Genomic DNA, 22,125 nt, shown 5'->3' with positions numbered 1-22,125 from the left:
CCGGTGCCGCCGCCGGACCGGTGGGGCGGGGCCCGGTGCGGCCGGGCCGTCACCGGGCGCCGCCCCAGGCCTGGCCGGGCCCGCCACCCGGCCGGGGCCGGCCCGCGGGGACGCTCCCGTGGGCCCGCGCCGGCGGCACCGGGCGCCCGTCGGCGGGACCAGGGCCGGTACCCGTGCCGGTGGGGGCCGGACCGTTCTCGTCGGCGGTGACCGCCGTCTGCCAGCCGTACCGGTCCAGCGCGCGCACCAGCGCCCGCACCATCCGCGGGTCGAACTGCCGCCCGGCACACCGCTCCAGCTCCGCGACCGCCGTCGCCACGGGCCGCGCCCTGCGGTAGGAGCGGGTCGACGTCATCGCGTCGAACGCGTCGGCGACGGCGACCACGCGCGCCGCCTCCGGGATCCGGTCGCCGCTGAGCCCGTACGGGTAACCGCTGCCGTCCATCCGCTCGTGGTGGTGCAGGATCGCGGCGCGCGCCTCGCCCAGGAAGCCGATGCCGCGCACGATCTCGTGGCCGTACTCCGGGTGGAGCTCGATCACCCGCCGCTCCTCGGGGGTCAGCGGCCCGTCCTTGCGGAGCACCCGCGTCGGGACGCCGAGCTTTCCCACGTCGTGGAGGATCCCCGCGAACCGGATCACGTCGAGCCGGGACTCGTCCATGCCCAGTTCGCGGGCGATGAGCACGGAGGCCCGGCCGACCCGCTCGCTGTGACCCCGGGTGTAGGCGTCCTTGATGTCGACGGCCTGGACCAGCGCCCGGATCGTGGCCTGGTGGGCGGCGCGCTCCCGGTGGTACTGGGCGTACATCCAGCAGGAGATGCACATGGGCAGCAGGACGAACAGCGCGGCCGGCCAGCCGTACGGGCTGCGCCACAGCACCGCCATCATCAGTCCGGCGAGCCCGTGCACGGCGTGCGGGGCGAGCGACCGGGGCAGCAGGCCGTGCCAGGCGTCGCGCGGCGGCACCGGCTCGGCGGCGGCCAGGATGCCGCCGTCGAGGGCGGTGACCACCAGGCAGAAGACCAGCGCGGCGGCGCCGGCGGGCACCAGGGCGTACGGGAAGTCGGATGCGGCCACCGCGGCCGGACCGCCCAGCAGCGCGGCAGCCCGCGCGGCCGCCCACCCGGCGAGGGCGAGCCGCGCGGCGCGCCAGATCCGGCGGGGCGGGGCGGGCTCCCGCGCGACGGGCGAGATCAGCGCGCCGGGCACGGCGACCAGCGCCGCCGCCGCCGGCGGCAGCAGCAGGGCGGCGGCGAGCAGGACGGACAGGAACGATCCGGCGCCGAACGCCCCGTCGAGCGGGGAGCGGCGGGTGGGGCACTCGCTGACGGCGTAGAGCGCGGCCAGCAGAGCGAGGGGCCACCAGGGGGTTCCGGCGCCGGGGCCGAACGCCGGGAGCGCGCACACGGCGGCGCACACCACGGCTCCCGCGATGTACGCGCGCGCCGCTACCGGAATCCCCACCACCGTCTCCCGCCGGCTCGTCGGCCTCTCGTCGGCTCTTCTCGACCAAGTGGACCGTCAGGCTAACGACTCGGCCAGGACGCGGCGGCGGGACGAAACCGATTAGCACCTTCGGGTGATGTGAGGAATGAGCGGGCCGGAACAGGGCTCAGGAGCCGCCTCCCCGTCCACCGCGCGGGCCCGCAGCCACCGCCACCCGTCCCCGGGGGAAGCCGCGCGCCGGAGCCGGCCACCGCGCGGGCCCCCGGTCCGGCGGCCCCCTGTACACACGAGACCGCCCCACGCGGGCGGGGCGGTCTCGTGTGTACAGGGGCGTCAGGGGTCGCCGGAGCGGGGCGACCGGGTCGTCACTCCTGGGTGGCGGCCGTCACGTCGTGGTCCGGCACGGCCTCGCCCGAGCGGATCAGCTCGATCCGGCCCATGACCTTGGCCCGCAGGTCGGACGGGACGTCATCGTGACCGCAGCACCGCTTGACCAGCTTCTTCACGGCCTGCTCCAGCCCGTACTTCTCCAGGCACGGGGAGCACTCCTCGAAGTGCACCTCGAACTTGGTGCAGTCGCTGTCGGGCATCTCGTGGTCGAGGAACTCGTAGAGGTGGTCCAGGACCTCCGAGCAGTCCGTCTCGTGCGGCTCTCCGCAGCTCATGAGCCCGAGCCTTTCCCGTTGTTCGACGACTCTCCGGCGCCCGCCGGGACCAGTCCGCGCTCGCGGGCGTAGTCCTCGAGCATCCCGCGCAGCTGGCGGCGGCCACGGTGCAGCCGGGACATCACCGTACCGATGGGTGTCCCCATGATGTCCGCGATCTCCTTGTACGCGAAGCCCTCGACATCGGCCAGGTACACGGCGATGCGGAACTCCTCGGGGATCGCCTGGAGGGCTTCCTTCACGTCGGAGTCGGGCAGGTGGTCCAGCGCCTGGGACTCGGCGGACCGCAGACCGGTGGACATGTGGGACTCGGCGCGGGCGAGCTGCCAGTCCTCGATCTCCTCGGCGGCGCTGCGCTGGGGCTCGCGCTGCTTCTTCCGGTACGAGTTGATGAAGGTGTTCGTGAGGATCCGGTACAGCCACGCCTTGAGGTTGGTGCCCTCGCGGAACTGGTGGAAGGACCCGTACGCCTTCGCGTACGTCTCCTGCACCAGGTCCTCCGCGTCGGCGGGGTTGCGCGTCATGCGCAGCGCCGCCGAGTACATCTGGTCGAGGTACTCCAGCGCGTCACGCTCGAAACGCGCGTTGCGCTCGGCCGTCGTCTCCTCGTGGCCGTCGTCGGTCCCTGTGTCGGTCCCAGTGACCGGACCCACCTCCTCCAGCGCTGCGGCGGCGAGACCGAGTGCGGACCCGCTCGAATCGGAGAATAGTCGACCTTCCGGGGACAGGTCCTTCCGATTCTTCCCGCCCGATGTGCGACCCGACGGACCAGGGGCGGTCCTGGCCGCCGGCAGCACGGTCCAGTCCAGCTCGGTGGCTGACTGCGACCGGCTCGGGCAGATGGTCGAACCCATGCGACGGACTCCCTCTCCTGGCTCTGTACTCTCACCGACGTCCGTCACAACACCGGGCGGACCGTCCGGCATTCCCGCCCGTCGCCGTCGCCTCACCGCAGGGCGTCCAGCCACGCGCCGACCCCGTCGGTGATCACCGCCAGCGCGTCCTGCTGGGTGACGGGCGCCCGTTTGGGCACGGCGAAGCCGTGGTCCCCGAAGGGCACCCCGACCAGCTCGTGGTCCCCGGCCGGGAACTCCTCCGGCCGGCCGAACGGGTCGTTGCCGCCCTGCACCACCAGCGTGGGCACCCCCGCGCCGAGCAGCTCGTCCGCACGGGAGCTCTCCGGCCTGCCGGGCGGGTGCAGCGGGAAGGACAGCGCGAGCACGGCGCGGGCGTCCAGCTCGCGGGCGGTACGGCAGGCCACCCGGGCGCCGGCGCTGCGGCCGCCGGCCACCACCGGCAGGCCGGGGGCCCGGAGCGCCGGCCACAGGTCGCGCCAGCCCTCGTCGAGCCGCTTGGGCGCGGGGGCCAGCTTCTTGCCGGCGACCCGCCAGGGCTGCTCGACGAGGGCGACGGTCACCCCGGCGGAGGGCAGGCTCGCGGCGAGCGCCCGGAGGTCGCGGGCCTCGATGCCGCCGCCGGCGCCGTGGCCGAGGGCCAGCACGAGGCGGGCGGCGCGGCCCTCGGCCTCGTACCAGGTGATGCGGGCGTCCCCGGTGCCGGTGGGGACGGTCTCGGTGGTGGTCACCCGGCCCATCCTGCCGTGTGCCGGGCTCAGAAGAGGGTTTCCTCCTCGGGGGCGGCGATTTCCTCCAGCAGCTCGGGGCCGTTGTTGCGGACGTTGCTCACGGCGGTGGCCACCGGGTAGGCCCGCATCAGGCCGGCGGGCGGCGGGGTGAGCAGCGAGCGCAGGTCGTCCGGGTCGGTGCGGGCCGGGTCCAGCCAGGCGTCCCACCGGTCGGGCGTCAGCATCAGCGGCATGCGCGGGTGGATGTCGGCCAGCGAGTGCGGGCCCTCCTCCGGGGCCACTCCGAGCGGTTCCTTGTCGGCCTCGGTGGTGATCACCGAGCAGGTGGCCCACCACGCCTGCGGGTGGTCCGGCGGCAACGTGGGGTCGCGCCAGAACTCGTACAGCCCCGCCATCGCGAAGACCGACCCGTCGGCGGGCGTGACGAAGTACGGCTGCTTGCGGGGGCGCTTCTTCCTGCCCTGTTCCTCGAGCTGCCGCTCGGCGGCGCCGGTCACCCACTCGTAATAGCCGTCGGCGGGCAGGATGCAGCGGCGCTGGGCGAAGGCCCGGCGGAAGGAAGGCTTGTCCGGCACGGTCTCCGCGCGGGCGTTGATCATCCGCGCGGCACCCTCCGGTGTCTTCGACCAGGACGGCACCAGGCCCCATTTCAGGACCCGCAGCTGCCGAACCGGACGGTCGGGGTCCGCGTCCTTGTCCTTGAGGGGTCGTTCGAGGACCGCGTACACCTCTTTGGTCGGGGCCACGTTCCAGTCGGGGGCCAGGGCCTCCTCCGGCTCCCACTTCTCTATCCGGAAGAGGCCGGTCAGGTCCTCGGGCCTACGACTCGCCGAATAACGTCCGCACATACTTGCCAACATTGCCACGTACCACCGACCCCATGAGGAGCCGTCCGAGAAATGGCCAGCACCGATCTCCTCGGTACCCAGCCCGCCCCGGACCTGTGGCTCGTCGTCGTCACCGCCGTGGCCGCCCTCGCGGTGACCGTCCCGCACCGGGTCTGGCGCGTCTCGCGCAACGCGGTCACCATCGCCCACGAGGGCGGCCACGGGCTGGTCGCCCTGCTCACCGGCCGCCGCCTGGACGGCATCCGGCTCCACTCCGACACCAGCGGCCTGACCGTCAGCCGGGGCAGGCCCACCGGTCTCGGGATGGTCCTCACCGCGGCCGCCGGGTACACCGCGCCCTCCCTGCTGGGCCTGGGCGGCGCCTGGCTGCTCGCCGCGCACCGCGTCACGCCGCTGCTGTGGATCGCCACCGCGCTGCTCCTGGCCATGCTGGTGATGATCCGCAACGCGTACGGGGCACTCACCGTGGTGGTGACGGCGGCGGCCTTCCTGCTGGTGTCGTGGCTGACGGAGCCGGAGGTGCAGGCGGCTTTCGCGTACAGCGCGGTGTGGTTCCTGCTGCTGGGCGGGGTACGCCCGGTCTTCGAGCTCCAGGCCAAGCGGCGGCACGGCTACGGCGGGCGCCAAGCGCCGGTCCGGAGCGGTGGCGGCAGCCGGGCGGTCGGGGCACCGGACTCGGACGCCGATCAGCTGTCGCGGCTCACCCACGTACCGGCGGCACTGTGGCTGTTCTTCTTCCACGCCGTCTCCCTGTGCTCCCTGATCGGCGGGGGACGCTGGCTGCTCGGCCTGTGATCGGCCGTGACCATCCGCCCCGTCTAAAGTGAGGGGCATGACCGAAACCCCCGCACAGCTCGATCTCTGGCCGGCCCCGTACGCGAGTGGAGCCGTGGACGCGACCGTCACCGTGCCCGGGTCCAAGTCGGTCACCAACCGGGCCCTGGTGCTCGCCGCCCTCGCCTCGGAGCCCGGGTGGCTGCGGCACCCGCTGCGCTCGCGCGACACCCTGCTGATGGCGGAGGCCCTGCGCACGATGGGCGTCGGCATCGAGGAGGGCGTGGGCCCGGACGGCAGCGGCGAGCGGTGGCGCGTCATCCCGGCCGGCCTGCACGGCCCCGCCACGATCGACGTCGGCAACGCGGGAACGGTCATGCGCTTCCTCCCGCCGGTCGCGGCGCTCGCCACCGGCCCGGTCCGCTTCGACGGCGACCCGCGCTCCTACGAGCGGCCGCTGCACGGCGTGATCGACGCCCTGCGCGTCCTGGGCGCCCGGATCGACGACGAGGCGCGCGGCGCCCTGCCGATGACGGTGCACGGGGCGGGCGCCCTGGAGGGCGGCCCGGTGGAGATCGACGCCTCGTCGTCGTCCCAGTTCGTCAGCGCCCTGCTGCTGTCCGCGCCGCGCTTCAACCAGGGCGTGGAGGTGCGGCACACGGGCGCCAGGCTGCCGTCGATGCCGCACATCCGGATGACCGTCGACATGCTGCGCGCGGTCGGTGCCCAGGTCGACGAGCCGGAGACGGGCGGCGAGCCCGACGTCTGGCGGGTCTCCCCCTCGGCGCTCCTGGGCCGGGACCTGACCATCGAGCCCGACCTGTCCAACGCGCAGCCGTTCCTGGCCGCCGCGCTGGTCACCGGCGGGCGGGTCACCGTCCCCGACTGGCCCGAGCGGACCACCCAGCCCGGTGACGCGCTGCGGGAGATCTTCACCGAGATGGGTGGCTCCTGCGAGCTCACCGAGCAGGGCCTCACCTTCACCGGCACGGGCCGCGTCCACGGCATCGACGTGGACCTGGGCGAGGTCGGCGAGCTGACGCCCGGCATCGCCGCGGTCGCGGCCCTCGCCGACTCGCCCTCCACGCTGCGCGGCGTGGCCCACCTGCGCCTCCACGAGACGGACCGGCTGGCCGCGCTCACCAAGGAGATCAACGGGCTGGGCGGTGACGTCACCGAGACCGCGGACGGCCTGCACATCCGGCCGCGCCCGCTGCACGGCGGCGTGTTCCACACGTACGACGACCACCGGATGGCGACGGCCGGTTCGGTCATCGGCCTCGCCGTCCCCGGCGTGGAGATCGAGAACGTCGCGACGACCGCGAAGACCCTGCCGGACTTCCCGCAGATGTGGACCGGAATGCTCGAGGCCTGACGACATGCGCCGCTACGGCAAGCACACCGACGAGGACGACATCCGGTCCCGCCCCAACCGCAAGGGCAACCGGCCCCGCACCAGCATCCGCCCCAAGCACGAGGACGCGGCCGAGGGCATGGTCCTCACCGTGGACCGCGGCCGGCTGACCTGCCTGGTGGACGACCGGGTCGTGATGGCGATGAAGGCGCGCGAACTGGGACGCAAGGCGGCCGTCGTGGGCGACCGGGTCTCCCTCGTGGGCGACCTGACCGGCAAGAAGGACACCCTCGCGCGGATCGTCCGCATCGAGGAGCGCGCCTCCGTGCTGCGCCGCACGGCCGACGACGACGACCCCTTCGAGCGGGTGGTCGTCGCCAACGCCGACCAGCTGGCCATCGTCACGGCGCTGGCCGACCCCGAGCCCCGCCCCCGGCTGATCGACCGGTGCCTGGTCGCGGCGTACGACGGCGGCCTGGAGCCGCTGCTGGTGCTCACCAAGTCCGACCTCGCCCCGCCGGAGAAGCTGTTGGAGCTGTACGGCGCGCTCGACATCCCCTTCGTCGTCACGAGCCAGGACGAGCTGTACGACGGGCACACCGCCGCCGACCGGGTGCGCGAATACCTGGCCGGCCGCACCACCGCGTTCGTCGGCCACTCGGGCGTCGGCAAGACGACCCTGGTGAACGCCCTGGTCCCGGAGGAACGCCGCAGGACCACCGGGCTCGTCAACGCGGTGACGGGACGCGGCCGGCACACCACCACGTCGGCGCTGGCGCTGCCGCTCGACCGGGCCGAGGGCTGGGTGATCGACACCCCGGGCGTGCGGTCCTTCGGGCTGCACCACGTCGACCCGTCCCGGGTCATCAACGCCTTCCCGGACCTCGTACCGGGTACGGAGCGCTGCCCGCGCTCGTGCAGCCACGACGAGCCGGAGTGCGGGCTGGACGGATGGGTGGCCGAGGGGCACGCCGACGCGGCCCGGTTGCTCTCGCTGCGCCGGCTCCTCGCCACGCGTGAGCGACGCGAGGGCGACTGAGCCGCGCGCGTTCGCGGCGCCTCCGACCGGTAAGTGCATAATCGCACCGAGTGACACGAAGCAGTCACCGACATCACTCACCGAGGTCACCGACGCGGGAGGCACTGACGATGGCGTGGCTGCTGGTGATTGTCGCCGGTTTCCTGGAGACCGGTTTCGCGGTCTGCCTCAAGCTGTCGCACGGGTTCACCCGGCTGTGGCCGACGGTCGCGTTCGCCTGCTTCGCCCTGGGCAGTTTCGGCCTGCTGACCCTGTCGCTGCGGAAGCTGGACATCGGCCCGGCGTACGCGGTGTGGACCGGTATCGGCGCGGCTGGCACGGCGGTCTACGGGATGGTCTTCCTCGGTGACCTGGTGTCGGTCCTGAAGATCGTCTCCATCACACTGGTGATCGTCGGTGTCATCGGTCTCCAGCTGTCGGGCTCGTCGCACTGAGGGCGTTCCGCAGCAGCGCGTCGAGCCCCTGGGCGCCAGGCGCGACGACGTACGACAGAGCCAGCCGCACCGCCAGCTCGCACGCCTCCTCGCCCGGCCCCGCGCCGTCGCGCCCCAGGGCGGCCCGCGACCGCTCCCGCACCGCCGCCAGCAGCTCACCGGGCGTGGGCGGTCCGGCGTCGGCGCGCCGCTGCGCCGGGGTGCCGGCCAGGACGCGGGAGCGGACGGGAGCGGGGCGCGGCGCGGGCAGCCGGTCGCCCCAGCAGCCGGTGAGCAGGGCGCGCAGCAGCGGCCGCTCCGCCGCCTCCACGGTCCACTCGGCGACGGCGGCGAGCCCGGAGGCGGCGTCCGGCCCGGCCGCCAGGGCGCGTTCCACCCCGTGCAGATAGGCGTCCGCCTCGCGCCGCACCAGGGCCCGGGCGAGCCCCTCCTTGCTGCCGAACTCGTTGTAGAGGGTCTGCCGGGAGACGCCCGCCGCGCGGGCCACGTCGACCATCCGGACCGCCGGCCAGGGCAGTCCCCGCAGTGCCGCCAGGGCGGCGTTCAGCAGTGCTTCCCGCGTGGTGGGCATCGTCGCCTCCCGCACCGTCGCTCCGGCTCTGCGCCCAGCGTTGACGGGTGGCCACGCACTGTCAATAGGCCCCGCTGAACCGGCCGGATCACCGGGATAGAGTCGGCCCATGGCCGATTACCACGATGATCTGCGTCTTGCCCACGTCCTCGCGGATGCCGCCGACGCCGCCACCATGGAGCGGTTCCGGGCCCTGGACCTGAAGGTCGAGACAAAGCCGGACATGACGCCGGTGACGGAGGCGGACAAGGCGGCCGAGGAGCTGATCCGCGGCCAGCTCCAGCGGGCGCGCCCGCGCGACGCCATCCTGGGCGAGGAGTACGGCGTGGAGGGCACGGGCCCCCGCCGCTGGGTGATCGACCCGATCGACGGCACCAAGAACTACGTGCGCGGAGTGCCCGTGTGGGCGACGCTGATCGCGCTGATGGAGGCGGGGCCGGGCGGCTACCAGCCCGTGGTGGGCGTGGTGTCGGCGCCGGCGCTCGGGCGCCGCTGGTGGGCGGCGAAGGGGGCGGGCGCCTACGCGGGCCGCGGCCTGTCGTCGGCGACGCGCCTGCGGGTGTCCTCGGTCGGTGAGTTGTCGGACGCCTCGTTCGCGTACTCCTCGCTGGGCGGCTGGGAGGAGCAGGGGCGCCTGGCCGGGTTCCTCGACCTCGCGCGCGCGTGCTGGCGGACCCGCGGCTACGGCGACTTCTGGTCGTACATGATGGTCGCCGAGGGGTCGGTGGACATCTGCGCCGAACCGGAGCTCTCGCTGTGGGACATGGCGGCGCCAGCGATCGTTGTCCAGGAGGCGGGCGGCGTGTACACCGGCCTCGACGGGACGCCGGGCCCGCACGGTGGTAACGCGGCGGCGTCGAACGGGCTGCTGCACGAGGAGCTGTTGAGCTACCTCAACCAGCGCTGACCGCTCGCTGCCGGCCGCCCCGTGGCCGGGCGCCGTCCGGCGGCGGGGCGGGGGCGGACGGTAGTGGCGTACGCGCGCCAGGTGACGCAGACCCCTTGTTGACGGCCGTGCCGACTGCCACTCTGAGAGTCCCCCCGCTTGTGCACTTGTGAATCCCTTCTCATGAGGGGTTCACCGAGGAGGTGGCTTTCGCCCATGCTCGTCCGTGACGCCATGAGCACGGTGGTTCTCACCATCGGCCCGACACACACACTTCGCCAGGCGGCCGCCCTGATGGCGGCGCGCCGCGTCGGCGCGGCCGTCGTCCTGGACCAGGACACCAGCGGCCTCGGCATCCTCACCGAACGGGACATCCTGGTCTCCGTGGGGTCCGGCCAGGACCCGGACCTGGAGACGGCCGGCGCGCACACCACCACGGACGTCGTCTTCGCGGCGCCGCACTGGACCCTCGCCGAAGCCGCCCAGGCCATGGCCCACGGCGGCTTCCGCCACCTGATCGTGCTGGACGGCGAGGGGCCGGTCGGCGTCGTCTCGGTGCGTGACATCATCCGCTGCTGGGCGCCGGTGCGGCTCCGCGAGGCCACGATGGCCGTGGGTTAGCGGACGCGCGAGAGGGCCGACCCCCGCGTACGGGAGCCGGCCCTCTGCTTACGACAAGCGATCCAGTGCTGTTCAGCCGCGCAGGGCCTGGACTGCGGCCTCCAGCCGCTTGCCGTAGTCCTCGTCCGCCTGACGGAAGTTGTTGATCGCGCGCTCGGCGATGTCGTCGCGCGAGACCTTGGCGATGAAGCCCGACAGGTTCGCGATCAGGCGCTCCTTCTCCTCCTCCGTCATCAGCCGGTAGAGGTTGCCCGCCTGGACGAAGTCGTTGTCCTCGGCGTGGACGGGCGCCTCCTGGTCACCGGTCACCCCGTTGACCGGGACCGGCTGCCACAGCGGGCGGCCGGTCTGGTTCGGGCCGCCGAAGCTGTTGGGCTCGTAGTTCTTCGCACCGGCGTGGCGGCCGTCGTACAGGAAGCCGTCGCGGCTGTTGGTGCGCGCCTCGGTGGCGTGCGGACGGTTCACCGGCAGGTGGTCGGCGTTGATGCCGACGCGGTAGCGGTGGGCGTCGCCGTACGCGAAGAGGCGGCCCTGGAGCATCTTGTCGGGCGAGGGGCCGATGCCGGGCACGAAGTGCGCCGGGGAGAAGATCGACTGCTCGACCTCGGCGAAGATGTTCTGCGGGTTGCGGTTGAGCTCCAGCTTGCCGATCTCGATGACCGGGTAGTCCGCGTGCGGCCACACCTTGGTGAGGTCGAACGGGTTGAAGCGGTAGGTCGCGGCCTCGGCGGCCGGCATGATTTGCACCCCGACCGTCCAGGACGGGTGGTCACCGCGCTCGATGGCCTCGCGCAGGTCCCGCTGGTGCGAGTCCGGGTCCTCACCGGCGAGCTTGTTGGCCTCGTCCTGCGTGAGGCACTTGATGCCCTGGTCGGTCTTGAAGTGGTACTTGACCCAGAAGACCTCGCCGGCCTCGTTGTTCCACTGGAAGGTGTGGGAACCGAAGCCGTCCATGTGGCGGTAGCTCGCCGGGATGCCGCGGTCACCGAACAGCCAGGTCACCTGGTGCGTCGACTCGGGCGACAGGCCCCAGAAGTCCCAGACGTTGTCCGCCTCCTGGGAGCCGGTGTAGGGGTCGCGCTTCTGGGTGTGGATGAAGTCGGGGAACTTGATGGCGTCCTTGATGAAGAACACCGGGGTGTTGTTGCCGACGAGGTCGTAGTTGCCCTCTTCGGTGTAGAACTTCAGCGCGAAACCGCGCGGGTCACGGACGGCGTCGGCCGCACCGAGGTTGCCCGCCACGGTCGAGAAGCGCAGAAACGTTTCCGTCTGCTTGCCGACCTCGGAGAGGAACTTCGCCCGGGTGTACCGGGTGACGTCCGCCGTCACCGTGAACGTGCCGTACGCACCGGCACCGCGGGCGTGGACCACGCGCTCCGGAATGCGCTCACGGTTGAAGTGCGCGAGCTTCTCCAGCAGCAGCTGGTCCTGCACCAGAACCGGACCACCGACGCCCGCGGTCTCGCTGTTCTGGTTGTCGGCGACCGGAGCCCCGGCCTCCGTGGTGAGCGGTCCCTGCGTCACGTGCGCCTCCTGCGTGTGTCCTGCGGTGTCCTGCAAGTCCTGTCCCTTGGCTAATGCCGTCCCCGATCCTACAATGGACATTGTCTAAGTCAAGCCCGCTTCCAAAGCCACACCGATTCGGGACTTGGGTCCCCTACTGTTAGGCTGGTTTCCATGAGTGACCTGTTGGAACGACTGCGCGGACGCGGCTGGCGTATGACCGCACAGCGGCGTGTCGTGGCCGAGGTCCTCGACGGGGACCACGTCCACCTGACGGCCGACGAGGTGCACGCGCGCGCCGTGGAGCGGCTGCCCGAGATCTCCCGGGCGACGGTGTACAACACGCTCGGCGAGCTGGTGACGCTGGGTGAGGTCCTGGAGGTCTCCACGGACCGCCGCGCCAAGCGCTACGACCCGAACGCCCACCGCCCGCACCACCACCTGGTGTGCGCCGGCTGCGGCACCATCCGCGACGTGCACCCCACGGGCGACCCGCTGGGCGACCTGCCGACCACCGAGCGCTTCGGCTTCACGATCTCGGACGTCGAGGTCACGTACCGGGGCGTCTGCCCCGACTGCGCCTCGGCCTGACGCCGCCGCCCGGTCACGACCGGCACCGAAGCCCCCGGCCGCCATCCGCGCCGGGGGCTTCGCCGTACCGGGCACGGGGAGCCGAGGGGCGGGAACGCGGGCGGCCGGAAAGCCGGGGATACGCCGAAGGCCCGGATCCTGGGGATCCGGGCCTTCGGTTTCAGTAGCGGGGACAGGATTTGAACCTGCGACCTCTGGGTTATGAGCCCAGCGAGCTACCGAGCTGCTCCACCCCGCGTCGATGAACACAACCTTACGGGACCGCGTGGACCAGCGCAAATCCATAAGAGAGCCTTGGGCCGCCGCCCCCCGTGAGCCGCTCACGGACGCACGGGTCGGCCGCTCACCCGCCCCGGCCGGCCGCCGGTCCCGGGCCCGCGCCACCGCGGCGGCGGCCCCTGCCGGGACGACCCACCTAGGCGGTCAGCTCCTGGTGCAGCGCCTCGCTGAGCCGTGCCGCCCGTTCGGCGACCTCGGCGGGGCCCAGCTCCACCGCGCGGGCGCACCAGCGGCGGCCCTCGGTGAGCTCGCCCCGGCGGGCGGCGAGCAGCGCCAGGCGCAGGGCGGCCCGGCCGTGACCCGCCCGGGCGGCGCGCGTCCACCAGAGCGACGCCTCCCGCTCGTTCCCGTCACGGGCGAGCAGCAGGCCGAGGTTGAACGCGCCGTTGCGGCTGCCCGCGTCGGCGGCCTCCCGGTACCAGCGGGCCGCCTCCGCGGTGTCCCCGCGGGCGGCGGCCAGCATGCCGACCCGTACCTGGGCACGACGGTGGCCCTGCTCGGCGGCCCGCTCGTACCACTCCTCGCACTCGCTCTTGTGCGCCTGCGGCTCACCGAGCGCGGGCGGCCCGGAGGGGGCCTGCCGGGCGTCCAGCACCGTGGCGAGGCGGAACGCGGCCTCGGCGCTGCCGCCGCCCGCCGCACACCGCAGGTGGCGTTCGGCCTCCTGCTCGTCACCGTCCCGCAGGCGGGCGATGCCGACCTGGAGCGCCGCCTCCGTGTGGCCGGCCGCGGCGGCCCGCTCGTACCAGCGCAGCGCCGTCCCGTCGTCGTCGCGACCCGCGTAGAGGATGCCCAGGTTGAACGCGGCGTCGACGCTGCCTGCCTCGGCGGCCTTGGAGAACCACGGCTCGGCCCCGTTCGGGTCGCCGCTCTGGAGGAGCAGGATCGCCAGGGCGTTGGCGGCCTCGCGGTGCCCCGCGTAGGCGGCGCGGCGGTACCACTGCTCGGCCTGGGCGACGCGGTTCTGCGCGGCGAACAGCAGCCCGAGGTTGTACGCGCCGTTCACGTCGCCCGCGTCGGTGGCCGCGCGGTACCAGCGCTCGGCGGTCTGGTGCTCGCCCCGGGCGGCGTGCAGGGCCCCCAGCGCGTTGGCGGCGTTGCCGTCGCCGTCCTGGGCGGCGCGCAGCCACCAGACGGCGGCGCTCTCCTCGTCGCCCGCGTCCCGCAGCAGGAACCCGAGCGCGCAGGCGGCCCGCGGCTCACCGCCCTTGGCGGACGTCAGGTACCAGCGGCCGGCCTCCTTGAGCTCGCCCCGCCGCTCCAGGATGGCCCCCAGGTGCAGGGCGGCGCGCCGGTGCCCGCGGGCCGCGGCCTGCCGGTACCACTGCTCGGCGGTCTCGGTACCGGTGGTGGACGCGGTGTCGTCGGCGGCCTGGGACCGGGCCTGCTCCTGGCGCTCCAGGGCGCGGGCCAGCCGGTAGGCGGCCTCCCGATGGCCCTGCTCGGCGGCGGCACGGAGCCACCGCTCGGCGCCGACGTCGCTGCGGTGCTCCAGCAGGTCCGCGAGTGCGTACGCGCCGAGGGCGTGGCCCTGCTCGGCGGACTGGCGCAGCCAGTACTCCGCGGCCGGCTCGTCGCCGCGCTCACGGTAGTGGCGGCCCAGGGCGTGGGCGGCGGCGGCGGAACCGGCCACGGCGGCGATGCGCCACCAGCCGGCCGCCTCGTCGGCGTAGCCGCGCTGGTGGAGGAGGACACCGAGGTTGTTGGCGGCGGCACGGTCCCCGTCGGCGGTGGCGGCACGCAGGTAGGGCTCGGCGGCGTCGAGGTCGCCGCGGCGGAGCAGCAGGGCCCCGAGGACGCTCATGGCGGCGGTGTCACCGTTCTCGGCGGCGCGGCGGTGACGCTCCTCGGTCTCGACGGGGTCGCCGGGCTCAGCGCTGTCCATGGCGGTCGTCTCCATGACGGCGTCGCTCATCACATCTGCGGCGCTTTCGGCGTACCGCTGCACAAACCGCCCTGTTTCCAACAGAGTTGCCCTGTCCCCCATAATTCCCATCGTCGCACCACCCGCTACCCGCGTACACCTGGTATACCGCAGCCAGTGAGGTCACTTCAGCGTTTTGTCGACATGCCCACAGGGAGACAAGTCAAACACGTCTCACCCCAACTCCCCCCGTCAGGGCCGTTCTTCAGATGAGCGCCAACACCGGTACGCCTACCCCGAAAAACGCAACAAGGGCCCGGATCCTGGAAGGATCCGGGCCCTTGCTTTCCGTAGCGGGGACAGGATTTGAACCTGCGACCTCTGGGTTATGAGCCCAGCGAGCTACCGAGCTGCTCCACCCCGCGTCGTTGTGTCACTACCGTATCACGCCTGGGAGGACCCCCTGCCCGCCCCGGGACGGGCAGGGGGCCGCCGTGGATCAGCCGTCCGAGGCGGGCCTGCCCGCTCCGGCCGTACCCGCTCCGGGCGCGGGCTTGGCCGCTCCGGCCGCGGGCTTGTCGGCGTTCTTGTCCGAGTCGGCCTTGCGCTGGGCGTCCGCCCCCGCGACCCGCTGCAACGCCGCGGCCAGCTCGTCCTGCGCCTTGCCGTACGCGGTCCAGTCGCCCTTCTTCAGAGCGGCCTCACTGTCCGCGAACGCCTTCTGGGCATCCGCGATCGCCTGGGCCAGCGCGGCCTCGCCGGTGACCGGCGGCTTGGTCGGATCGCTCGGCGGCGTGGGGGGCGTGTCACCGTCCACCCCGAAGACCGCGTTCAGCGCCTGGGCGAGGTTGTCCTCGAACACGGTGGTGTCCTTGGTCGTGTCGCCTTCCGGCTGGTCCGCGTCGACGTACGACACGGCCACCTTCCGCATCAGCGGGTAGAGCGCGTTGCGGCCCTGCGCGTAGATGGGCTCGACGTACAGGAAGCCGCCGTCGAGCGGCACCGTCAGCAGGTTGCCGTACTGGATGTCGGAGTCGGCGCCCTTGAGGTCGCGGACGAACTGGGCCACGGAGGGCAGGCTGTTGAGCTTGTTCTGCACCTGCGCGGGGCCCGGCACGTCCTGTGTGACCCTGAGCAGCCTTATCCGGCCGTAGTCCTCGCTGTTGGCGTCGGCGTCGACCGCCATGAAGCCGCCCAGGTTGGGCCGGCCGTTCGGCGTGAACGTCGTCGTGAGCGCGAACTCCTGCTTGGTGTCCCCGGGCATCTTCATGCTCAGGTAGTACGGCGGTACCGCGTTGCCGTCCTTGTTCGTCGGGTCGTCCGGCACCTGCCAGGCGTCGCTGCCGCTGTAGAACTGGGCGGCGTCCTGGACGTGGTAGCGGGTCAGCAGCTCACGCTGGACCTTGAACATGTCCTGCGGGTAGCGCAGGTGCTCCCGGAGGTCCGCCTTGATGGCGCTCTTCGGTTCGACCGTGCCGGGGAACGCCTTCATCCAGGTCTTGAGGACCGGGTCCTTGGTGTCCCACTGGTACAGCTTCACCGTGCCGTCGTACGCGTCGACGGTGGCCTTCACTGAGTTGCGGATGTAGTTGACCTGGTTCTGCTGGGCGACCACCGCGCGCGTCTGGTTCCCGGCGGTGAGGGAGTCCGTGGTGGTGTCCCCCAGCGTCGTGCGGGACGCGTACGGGTAGCCGTTCGTCGTCGTGTAGGCGTCGACGATCCACTGGATCCGGCCGCCGATGACCGCCGGGTACGCGTCGCCGTCGATGGTCAGCCACGGGGCGACCGCCTCCACCCGCTGCTTGGGCGTGCGGTTGTACAGGATCCGCGAGCCGTCGCCGATGGCGCCCGAGTAGAGGATCTGCGGCTCGCTGAAGGCCACGGCGTACGCGGCCCGGTTGAACGCGTTGCCGAGGTTGACCCCGCTCTTGCCCCGGTAGCTGGTGGTCTTCTCGCCGTTCTCCTCGTAGTCGAGCTCCTTCTGCGGCCCGCCGACGATCGAGTACTGCTCGGTCTTCTCGCCGTAGTAGATCCGCTGCTCGTACTTCTTGGTCTGGCCGCTGGTGGGCAGGCCGGACTCGGTGAAGACCGGAGAGCCGTTGGCGTCCGTCGCCGTACCCGTGGCCATGATCGCGCCGTAGCCGTGGGTGTAGGTGAAGTGGTCGTTGATCCAGTTCCGCTTCGGGATGCCCTTGATGTTCAGCTCACGCAGACCGATGACCGTGTCCTTGCCCTGGTACCGGTCGACGTCGAGCGTGGTCGGGAACTGGTAGTACTTCCGCCGCTGCTCCAGCTGCTGGAAGGTCGGCGACACGATGTTCGGGTCGACCAGCCGGTAGCTGGCCGCCGAGTCGGCGTCCGCGCGCAGCCGGTCCTTGGCCTTGACCGTGGACTTGCCGGAGTAGTTCTCCGGCTTCGTCTGGTCGATGTCGTACGCCTTGCGGGTCGCGTCGATGTTCTTCTCGATGTACGGCGCTTCCTTGGCCTGCTCGTTCGGCTGGACCTGGAACTTCTGCACGATCGCCGGGTAGAGCCCGCCGATGAGGATCGCCGACAGGACCATGAGGCCGAAGCCGATCACCGGCAGCTGCCAGGTCCGCCGCCACAGCGTGGCGAAGAACAGCACGGCGCAGATGACCGCGATGCAGAACAGGATCGTCTTCGCCGGGAGGTAGGCGTTGGCGTCGACGTACCGCAGGCCCGTCCAGTTGCCGGTCGCCTTGAAGTCGCTGGACTTCACGGCCAGGCCGTACCGGTCGAGCCAGTACGCCACGGCCTTCAGCGAGACGAAGACGCCCAGCAGGACCGAGAGGTGCCCGGTCGCCGCGGCGGTCGCGCGGGCACCGGGGCTGGTGATGCGCAGCCCGCCGTACAGGTAGTGCGTCAGGGCCGCGGCGATCAGCGACAGCACGGTCGCGGCGAACCCGAAGCCCAGCAGGAACCGGTACCAGGGCAGGTCGAACGCGAAGAACGACACGTCCAGCCCGAACTGCGGGTCCTTCTGGCCGAAGGGCACCCCGTTGACCCACATGAGCCAGGTGCGCCACTGCCCCGAGGCGGAGGCACCCGCGATCAGCCCGATCAGGGCCGTGATCGCCAGGAGCACCCACTTCTTGTACGGGGCGACCCCCATCCGGTACCGGTCGAGGCTCTGCTGCTCCAGCGACATCGCGCTCAGCGGCGGACGCAACCGGTGCGCGAGCCAGATGTTCAGTCCGACCGCCACGGCCATCAGCAGGCCGAAGACGGCGAACAGGCCGATCTTGGTCCACAGGGTGGTGGTGAAGACGGACGAGTAATGGACGGACCTGTACCACAGCCAGTCCGTCCAGAACCCGGCGAACATGACGAAGATCATGGCCAGTACGGCCAGGACGCCCAGTGTCATGAGCAAGGTACGGGCCCGCCGGGACGGCCGGCCGACTCTGATCCGTGGCCCGGTCGGGCCTCCGCCGCGGTCCGGCATCTGGAAAGCCAACGTGCGCCCCTCGAGTTCGCGGTCGTGTGGTGTAGCAGGCCCAGCGATCGTAGAGCCCACTGATGCAACTTACTGAAGCTTTACCTAGTTCCCGTTCCGGGGTCGAAAGGAGGCAGGATATTGACCATGTCCAACGTTTCCCCCTCAGGCCCCCCGATGGCCGCCAGCCCGCTGACCCGCGCGGTGCTCGAGATCGACGAGTACGCGTCCGGCCTCGGCTGGGACCAGCCGGCCCGGCTGTTCGCCCTCGTCGACACCGCGCGGCTGCGCTCCCAGGAGCCGCGGCTGGCCGCCCAGCTCCGCCTCGGCTCCGACGAGGCCGCCGCCCCGCTGACCCCGATCGAGCAGGAGGAGATCCCGGCCGGCCGGCCGCTCGACGAGTTCCTCGGCACCATCGCCTGGCCGGACGCCGTGGTCGGCTGCGCGATGACGGTGGAGCGGCTGATGCTCCCGCCGTCCGCGGAGGCCTCCGTCCCGGACGGCCTCGACGAGGCGGGCCTCGCCAGGTGGGTCGGCGCCCACCCGGACCGCCAGGAGGTCCGCATGACGGTGGCGGTCCTGCGCGACGGGGCCCGCGAGTCGGCGCTCCGGCTGCGGGAGAAGGACTCCCCCACCGAGGTCCTGACCGGCGCCGACCTGGTCCCGGGCCTGGCGGAAGCCCTCGCGGCGACCTTCGCCTGACCGCCCGGGCCGCTCCCGCTGTCCCGCCCGGTTCGTCGAGACCCGGTTCGTGGAGGCCCGCCCCGGCCCGGTCCCGCCCGCCGGGGCACGTCCCGGCCGGGCGGCCGGCGCCGCCTCGGACGCACGGGCCGCGCGGCCGGGGCGGCGGTGCTTCGGGTCAGCCGGTCGAGCAGCGGGGAAGGCCGGACGTGGCGCCCTTGCGGACCTTCTCCAGCGACGCCACCGCGTCCTTGATCGTGTTCACCTTGATCAGGGTGAGCCCGTCCGGCGTGTCGGAGGCGGCGGCCGCGCAGTTGTCCGCCGGCGTCAGGAAGTACCTGGCGCCCGCGTTCCGCGCGCCGACCAGCTTCATCTCGATACCGCCGATCGGGCCGACCTTGCCCGCATCGTCGATCGTCCCGGTGCCCGCGACGAACCTGCCGCCCGTGAGGTCACCCGGGGTCAGCTTGTCGACGATCCCGAGAGAGAACATCAGGCCGGCGCTGGGGCCGCCCACGTCGGCGAGCTTGATGTCCACCGTGAACGGGAACGTGTGGTCCGTCCCGGCCTGGATGCCGACGATCGCCCGGTCGCCCTCGTCGGACGTCCTGGTGGTGATGGTGACCCGCTGGGTGGTGGTGGGCTGTCGGCCCGCCTTCTCGGCCGCCGCCGCGTCCTTCGCCGGGACGATGGTGAAGACCACCCGCTCCTTCGGCCTGTGCTTGGTGACGAGCTTCGCCACGTCCTGCGGCTCCTTGACAGGCGTACCGTCCACGGCCTTCACGACGTCGCCCGCGTGCAGCGTGCCCTCGGCGGGGCTGTCCTTCTGCACGGAGGAGACGACAACCCGGGACGCCACGGGAATGCCCAGCTGCCCGAGCGCGGCGACCTTCGCGCTCTCCTGGGACTGGCTGAACTCCTCGGCGTTCTCCTGGGTCGACTGCTCCTCGGTCTTGCCGTTCGGGTACAGCGTGTCGTGCGGCACCACGACGCTGTCGTGCGCGAGCCAGCCGTGGACCGCCTCGACCAGGTTCATCCGGTAGTCCGCACCGGTGACCCTGACCGTCGTCATGTTCAGGTGCCCGGACGTGGGGTAGGTCTTGTGACCGGAGACCTGCAGCACCGGCTCGCCATCGGCCTCACCGAGCGTGTTGACCGTCGGCCCCGGGCTCATTTCCGAGTAGGGCACCGGAAAGAACACACCCGCGCAGAGCAGCGCGATCAGGACGAGGGTGGAGGCGAGCATCGTCGCGGTGCGGCGTGGCATGGAACGACAGTACGGGACGCGTCCGTCCGTGCACCCCTGGGGCCGGTCCGTCCGGGGGGACGCGCGCCAGGGGGGTTCAGACCGTGCCGCTGCCCGAGTGGGACTTCTCCATCACCTCGCGGAAGCGCGCGTAACCGGCCAGCTCGGCCACGTCACCGGTGGTCCGGTCCCGTGAGGCCCAGCTCCCCCATATCGCGGCTCCGATGGCAGCGAACAGCGGAATCAGCAACCAGGCGAGAACTGCCATCGCGACCTCCCGTCCCCAGTGAGCACAACGCACTGACTGATCAGCAGATTAACCATCCGCCGGTTCAACGCTCACGCCAGGGGTCCGGTTACGCAAATCGGACGCTTGCCCACCGTCCGGATCGGCTCAGCAGGCGCCGACCCACTCCTCCGTGCCGTCGGAGAAGCGCTGGTGCTTCCAGATCGGCACCTCGTGCTTGAGGTCGTCGATCAGCCTGCGGCACGCCTCGAACGCCTCCGCACGGTGCGGGCACGACACCGCGACGACGACGGCCAGGTCGCCGATGGTCAGCTCCCCCACCCGGTGGACGGCGGCGAGGGCACGCACCGGATAGTCCGCGACGACCTTCTCCGCAACCCGGCGCAGCTCGGCCTCGGCGGTGGGGTGCCGCGAGTACCCGAGGGCGTCGACGTCGGCACCACCGTCGTGGTTGCGCACGGTGCCCACGAAGAGGGCGGTCCCTCCGGCCGCGTCGTCACCGACCGCCCGGAAGACCTCGTCGAGGGAGAGCGGGGTGTCACGGATCGCCAGCAGCCGGATCGGATCCGCCGCCGCGCGCTCGCCGGGGTGGTCGTACGTGGGTGCCATGCAGCCCATCGTGCCGCACGGCACTGACATCGCGGAATAGCGTTTTCGCCCTGCCCGGCCACGCGCGCGTTGGAGCCTCCTACAGAGCCCCGCCGCGGGAGCCCTACAAGCCCCGGCGCTTGCGGGCCCGGCGTACCAGGGCGGCGGTGCCCAGCAGGGCGACCGTCGCGCCCGCGGCACCCGCCGCCGTGGCGTCCTTGCGCCCGAGGCGGCGGCCCGCGACCGTGTGGCGGCCCTCGACCTCCTCCAGGAGCGCGGCGAGGACCTCCTCGTTGGTCCACCCCGGCCGCCAGCCGGCGTCGTGCAGCCGCCCGACGCTCACCACCCACGGATGCATCGTGTACGCCAGGTCCCCGGCCGGTGAGGGGGTGAGCCCGATCCGGTGGAGCCGGGCGGCGGCGCCCAGCGCCACCGCGGAGGGCAGCTCCATGCGGCGGATGCCGCTCAGCTCCTCGACCTCCTCCTGCTCCAGCCAGCCGTCGCAGCCGACCGCGAACTCGCCCTCCACCTTCTCCAGCGCCGCGTACTCCAGCGCGCTGACCAGGTCCTCGACGTGGCAGAACTGCCAGGCCGGCCGGGATCCGGCGACCACCAGCAGCCGGGGCGACTCGAAATACCGGGTGAGTGCCGTGTCCGTGCCGCCCACGAGGACGGCCGGGCGCACCACCGTGACGTTCAGGCCGGGGTGCGCGCGGGGCGCGCGGCGCGCCAGGCGCTCGATCTCCAGCAGGTCGCCCACACCGGTGGCCTCGGCGGTGGCCCGCAGCTCGGCGTCCTCGGAGAGCGGGATGTCGTTGTCGGGCAGGGCCCCGTACACCATGGCGGAGGTGCACAGCACGACCCGGTGGACGCCCGCCGCGGCGGCCGCGGTCAGGACGGTCTGGGTCCCCCGCACGTTGTACGCCGTACGGGCGGCCGCGTCGGTCTCCAGGTCGAGGTCGAGTGCCAGGTGCACCACGACGTCGGCGCCGCGCAGCTTCTCGGCGATGGCCGGATCCCGCACGTCGAGGATCTGCCAGTGCGCCTCGGGGACCTCGCCCCGGCGCTCGTCGATGGCGATGACCTGCTTGACCTCGTCGGACGCGGCGAGGCGCCGGGTGAGCAGGTCGCCGACGCCGGACGCGGCACCGGTGACCGCGACGACGGGGCCGCGGCCGGCGGACTGGGTCGAGTTGTTTCGCCTCTGGCGAACTTCAGCGTCGTGCGCTGCGGGAACCTGTGGATCTGGGGAACTCACCGGGCGTCTCCAGCGGTTGTCTTCAGTACGTACGTGTATGACGCGTACGTACCAGGTGGCGTCCATCCTGCCCCAGGCCATGCGCCGGCGGAGCACCGAGCCCACATCCGGCTCGGATGTCTACGCTGGTGGTGTTGTCGGGCAGCCGCCGCCGGCAGGAAGCCGGCGGCCCTACGAGCCGAGGAAC

At 72.4% G+C, this 22,125-nt stretch carries 21 protein-coding genes and 2 tRNA genes; 8 read left to right on the top strand and 15 right to left on the bottom strand.

Going from position 1 to position 22,125, the window contains the following annotated elements; genetic code table 11:
* Positions 1-49 precede the first annotated feature (49 nt).
* The 5 genes from AC07DW_RS13265 to AC07DW_RS13245 all read right to left on the bottom strand — a co-directional run bounded on the left by AC07DW_RS13265 (position 50) and on the right by AC07DW_RS13245 (position 4,545).
* Complete coding sequence (locus tag AC07DW_RS13265; RefSeq protein ID WP_478857756.1) at positions 50-1,468, bottom strand: HD-GYP domain-containing protein; 1,419 nt, start codon at positions 1,466-1,468, stop codon at positions 50-52.
* Between the two features lie 344 nt (positions 1,469-1,812).
* A complete protein-coding gene (rsrA, locus tag AC07DW_RS13260; protein WP_189553036.1) occupies positions 1,813-2,112 on the bottom strand; it encodes a mycothiol system anti-sigma-R factor in 300 nt (99 codons plus the stop codon).
* Complete coding sequence (locus tag AC07DW_RS13255) at positions 2,109-2,765, bottom strand: sigma-70 family RNA polymerase sigma factor (RefSeq protein WP_198944053.1); 657 nt, start codon at positions 2,763-2,765, stop codon at positions 2,109-2,111. The genes rsrA and AC07DW_RS13255 overlap by 4 nt, the downstream gene beginning before the upstream one ends.
* Before the next feature lie 293 nt (positions 2,766-3,058).
* Positions 3,059-3,706 (bottom strand): alpha/beta hydrolase family protein, encoded by a 648-nt coding sequence (locus AC07DW_RS13250; RefSeq protein ID WP_478857755.1) that lies wholly within the window; start codon positions 3,704-3,706, stop codon positions 3,059-3,061.
* Positions 3,707-3,723: 17 nt separating this feature from the next.
* Positions 3,724-4,545: an SOS response-associated peptidase gene (locus AC07DW_RS13245; RefSeq protein ID WP_478857754.1), complete on the bottom strand. Its 822-nt coding sequence runs from the start codon at positions 4,543-4,545 to the stop codon at positions 3,724-3,726.
* Between the two features lie 51 nt (positions 4,546-4,596).
* Between AC07DW_RS13245 and AC07DW_RS13240 the strand changes: the two genes are divergently transcribed.
* The 4 genes from AC07DW_RS13240 to AC07DW_RS13225 all read left to right on the top strand — a co-directional run bounded on the left by AC07DW_RS13240 (position 4,597) and on the right by AC07DW_RS13225 (position 8,146).
* Positions 4,597-5,340, top strand: coding sequence for a M50 family metallopeptidase (locus tag AC07DW_RS13240; RefSeq protein WP_478857753.1), 744 nt, complete (start codon positions 4,597-4,599; stop codon positions 5,338-5,340).
* Positions 5,341-5,377: 37 nt separating this feature from the next.
* The gene (gene aroA, locus AC07DW_RS13235) at positions 5,378-6,694 is read left to right on the top strand and encodes a 3-phosphoshikimate 1-carboxyvinyltransferase (protein WP_478857752.1); all 1,317 of its coding nucleotides are present in this window, start codon (positions 5,378-5,380) and stop codon (positions 6,692-6,694) included.
* Between the two features lie 4 nt (positions 6,695-6,698).
* Positions 6,699-7,712, top strand: coding sequence for a ribosome small subunit-dependent GTPase A (gene rsgA / locus AC07DW_RS13230; protein ID WP_478857751.1), 1,014 nt, complete (start codon positions 6,699-6,701; stop codon positions 7,710-7,712).
* Positions 7,713-7,822: 110 nt separating this feature from the next.
* Complete coding sequence (locus AC07DW_RS13225) at positions 7,823-8,146, top strand: DMT family transporter (protein ID WP_344366389.1); 324 nt, start codon at positions 7,823-7,825, stop codon at positions 8,144-8,146.
* Here AC07DW_RS13225 and AC07DW_RS13220 read toward each other — a convergent pair.
* The gene (locus AC07DW_RS13220) at positions 8,112-8,717 is read right to left on the bottom strand and encodes a TetR/AcrR family transcriptional regulator (RefSeq protein WP_478857750.1); all 606 of its coding nucleotides are present in this window, start codon (positions 8,715-8,717) and stop codon (positions 8,112-8,114) included. The genes AC07DW_RS13225 and AC07DW_RS13220 overlap by 35 nt on opposite strands.
* Before the next feature lie 109 nt (positions 8,718-8,826).
* On the opposite strand from AC07DW_RS13220, the gene hisN reads away from it, so the two are divergent.
* Complete coding sequence (hisN, locus tag AC07DW_RS13215) at positions 8,827-9,624, top strand: histidinol-phosphatase (RefSeq protein ID WP_478857749.1); 798 nt, start codon at positions 8,827-8,829, stop codon at positions 9,622-9,624.
* A gap of 195 nt (positions 9,625-9,819) precedes the next feature.
* Positions 9,820-10,224 (top strand): CBS domain-containing protein, encoded by a 405-nt coding sequence (locus AC07DW_RS13210; RefSeq protein ID WP_478857748.1) that lies wholly within the window; start codon positions 9,820-9,822, stop codon positions 10,222-10,224.
* A gap of 72 nt (positions 10,225-10,296) precedes the next feature.
* Here the strand turns inward: AC07DW_RS13210 and AC07DW_RS13205 are convergent, their stop codons facing one another.
* A complete protein-coding gene (locus AC07DW_RS13205; protein ID WP_478857747.1) occupies positions 10,297-11,748 on the bottom strand; it encodes a catalase in 1,452 nt (483 codons plus the stop codon).
* Positions 11,749-11,901: 153 nt separating this feature from the next.
* Here AC07DW_RS13205 and AC07DW_RS13200 point away from each other — a divergent pair, with 153 nt between their 5' ends.
* A complete protein-coding gene (locus AC07DW_RS13200) occupies positions 11,902-12,318 on the top strand; it encodes a Fur family transcriptional regulator (protein WP_478857746.1) in 417 nt (138 codons plus the stop codon).
* Positions 12,319-12,482: 164 nt separating this feature from the next.
* On the opposite strand, the gene AC07DW_RS13195 is transcribed toward AC07DW_RS13200, so the two are convergent.
* The 4 genes from AC07DW_RS13195 to AC07DW_RS13180 all read right to left on the bottom strand — a co-directional run bounded on the left by AC07DW_RS13195 (position 12,483) and on the right by AC07DW_RS13180 (position 17,927).
* Positions 12,483-12,556, bottom strand: a tRNA-Met gene (locus AC07DW_RS13195).
* Between the two features lie 177 nt (positions 12,557-12,733).
* Entirely contained in the window at positions 12,734-14,593 is a 1,860-nt protein-coding gene (locus AC07DW_RS13190; protein WP_478857745.1) for a tetratricopeptide repeat protein, read from the bottom strand.
* A gap of 219 nt (positions 14,594-14,812) precedes the next feature.
* A tRNA-Met gene (locus AC07DW_RS13185) sits at positions 14,813-14,886 on the bottom strand.
* Between the two features lie 74 nt (positions 14,887-14,960).
* A complete protein-coding gene (locus AC07DW_RS13180) occupies positions 14,961-17,927 on the bottom strand; it encodes a UPF0182 family membrane protein (RefSeq protein WP_478857883.1) in 2,967 nt (988 codons plus the stop codon).
* Between the two features lie 138 nt (positions 17,928-18,065).
* On the opposite strand from AC07DW_RS13180, the gene AC07DW_RS13175 reads away from it, so the two are divergent.
* Positions 18,066-18,620, top strand: coding sequence for a PPA1309 family protein (locus AC07DW_RS13175; protein ID WP_478857744.1), 555 nt, complete (start codon positions 18,066-18,068; stop codon positions 18,618-18,620).
* Positions 18,621-18,777: 157 nt separating this feature from the next.
* On the opposite strand, the gene AC07DW_RS13170 is transcribed toward AC07DW_RS13175, so the two are convergent.
* From AC07DW_RS13170 to AC07DW_RS13155, 4 genes are all read right to left on the bottom strand, one after another.
* A complete protein-coding gene (locus AC07DW_RS13170; protein ID WP_478857743.1) occupies positions 18,778-19,866 on the bottom strand; it encodes a YlbL family protein in 1,089 nt (362 codons plus the stop codon).
* Positions 19,867-19,942: 76 nt separating this feature from the next.
* The gene (locus AC07DW_RS13165; RefSeq protein WP_189553019.1) at positions 19,943-20,113 is read right to left on the bottom strand and encodes a hypothetical protein; all 171 of its coding nucleotides are present in this window, start codon (positions 20,111-20,113) and stop codon (positions 19,943-19,945) included.
* Between the two features lie 126 nt (positions 20,114-20,239).
* Positions 20,240-20,701, bottom strand: coding sequence for a molybdenum cofactor biosynthesis protein MoaE (locus AC07DW_RS13160; RefSeq protein ID WP_478857742.1), 462 nt, complete (start codon positions 20,699-20,701; stop codon positions 20,240-20,242).
* Between the two features lie 103 nt (positions 20,702-20,804).
* Positions 20,805-21,938, bottom strand: coding sequence for an SDR family oxidoreductase (locus AC07DW_RS13155; protein WP_478857741.1), 1,134 nt, complete (start codon positions 21,936-21,938; stop codon positions 20,805-20,807).
* Positions 21,939-22,125: the final 187 nt, after the last annotated feature.

It is taken from the genome of Streptomyces sp. NPDC045701 (assembly GCF_056432045.1).
Note: the sequence above shows the minus strand (reverse complement) of the source record. Positions and strands in the feature narration are given on the sequence as shown.

What these genes read in the sequence shown, in the direction of transcription:
- AC07DW_RS13180 (WP_478857883.1), bottom strand. Translation starts at nt 17,927, where the DNA reads ATGCCGGACCGCGGCGGAGGCCCGACCGGGCCACGGATCAGAGTCGGC.
- AC07DW_RS13190 (WP_478857745.1), bottom strand. Translation starts at nt 14,593, where the DNA reads ATGGGAATTATGGGGGACAGGGCAACTCTGTTGGAAACAGGGCGGTTT.
- AC07DW_RS13245 (WP_478857754.1), bottom strand. Translation starts at nt 4,545, where the DNA reads ATGTGCGGACGTTATTCGGCGAGTCGTAGGCCCGAGGACCTGACCGGC.
- aroA (WP_478857752.1), top strand. Translation starts at nt 5,378, where the DNA reads ATGACCGAAACCCCCGCACAGCTCGATCTCTGGCCGGCCCCGTACGCG.
- rsrA (WP_189553036.1), bottom strand. Translation starts at nt 2,112, where the DNA reads ATGAGCTGCGGAGAGCCGCACGAGACGGACTGCTCGGAGGTCCTGGAC.
- hisN (WP_478857749.1), top strand. Translation starts at nt 8,827, where the DNA reads ATGGCCGATTACCACGATGATCTGCGTCTTGCCCACGTCCTCGCGGAT.
- AC07DW_RS13240 (WP_478857753.1), top strand. Translation starts at nt 4,597, where the DNA reads ATGGCCAGCACCGATCTCCTCGGTACCCAGCCCGCCCCGGACCTGTGG.
- AC07DW_RS13175 (WP_478857744.1), top strand. Translation starts at nt 18,066, where the DNA reads ATGTCCAACGTTTCCCCCTCAGGCCCCCCGATGGCCGCCAGCCCGCTG.
- AC07DW_RS13200 (WP_478857746.1), top strand. Translation starts at nt 11,902, where the DNA reads ATGAGTGACCTGTTGGAACGACTGCGCGGACGCGGCTGGCGTATGACC.
- rsgA (WP_478857751.1), top strand. Translation starts at nt 6,699, where the DNA reads ATGCGCCGCTACGGCAAGCACACCGACGAGGACGACATCCGGTCCCGC.
- AC07DW_RS13170 (WP_478857743.1), bottom strand. Translation starts at nt 19,866, where the DNA reads ATGCCACGCCGCACCGCGACGATGCTCGCCTCCACCCTCGTCCTGATC.
- AC07DW_RS13160 (WP_478857742.1), bottom strand. Translation starts at nt 20,701, where the DNA reads ATGGCACCCACGTACGACCACCCCGGCGAGCGCGCGGCGGCGGATCCG.
- AC07DW_RS13210 (WP_478857748.1), top strand. Translation starts at nt 9,820, where the DNA reads ATGCTCGTCCGTGACGCCATGAGCACGGTGGTTCTCACCATCGGCCCG.
- AC07DW_RS13225 (WP_344366389.1), top strand. Translation starts at nt 7,823, where the DNA reads ATGGCGTGGCTGCTGGTGATTGTCGCCGGTTTCCTGGAGACCGGTTTC.
- AC07DW_RS13165 (WP_189553019.1), bottom strand. Translation starts at nt 20,113, where the DNA reads ATGGCAGTTCTCGCCTGGTTGCTGATTCCGCTGTTCGCTGCCATCGGA.
- AC07DW_RS13220 (WP_478857750.1), bottom strand. Translation starts at nt 8,717, where the DNA reads ATGCCCACCACGCGGGAAGCACTGCTGAACGCCGCCCTGGCGGCACTG.
- AC07DW_RS13250 (WP_478857755.1), bottom strand. Translation starts at nt 3,706, where the DNA reads ATGGGCCGGGTGACCACCACCGAGACCGTCCCCACCGGCACCGGGGAC.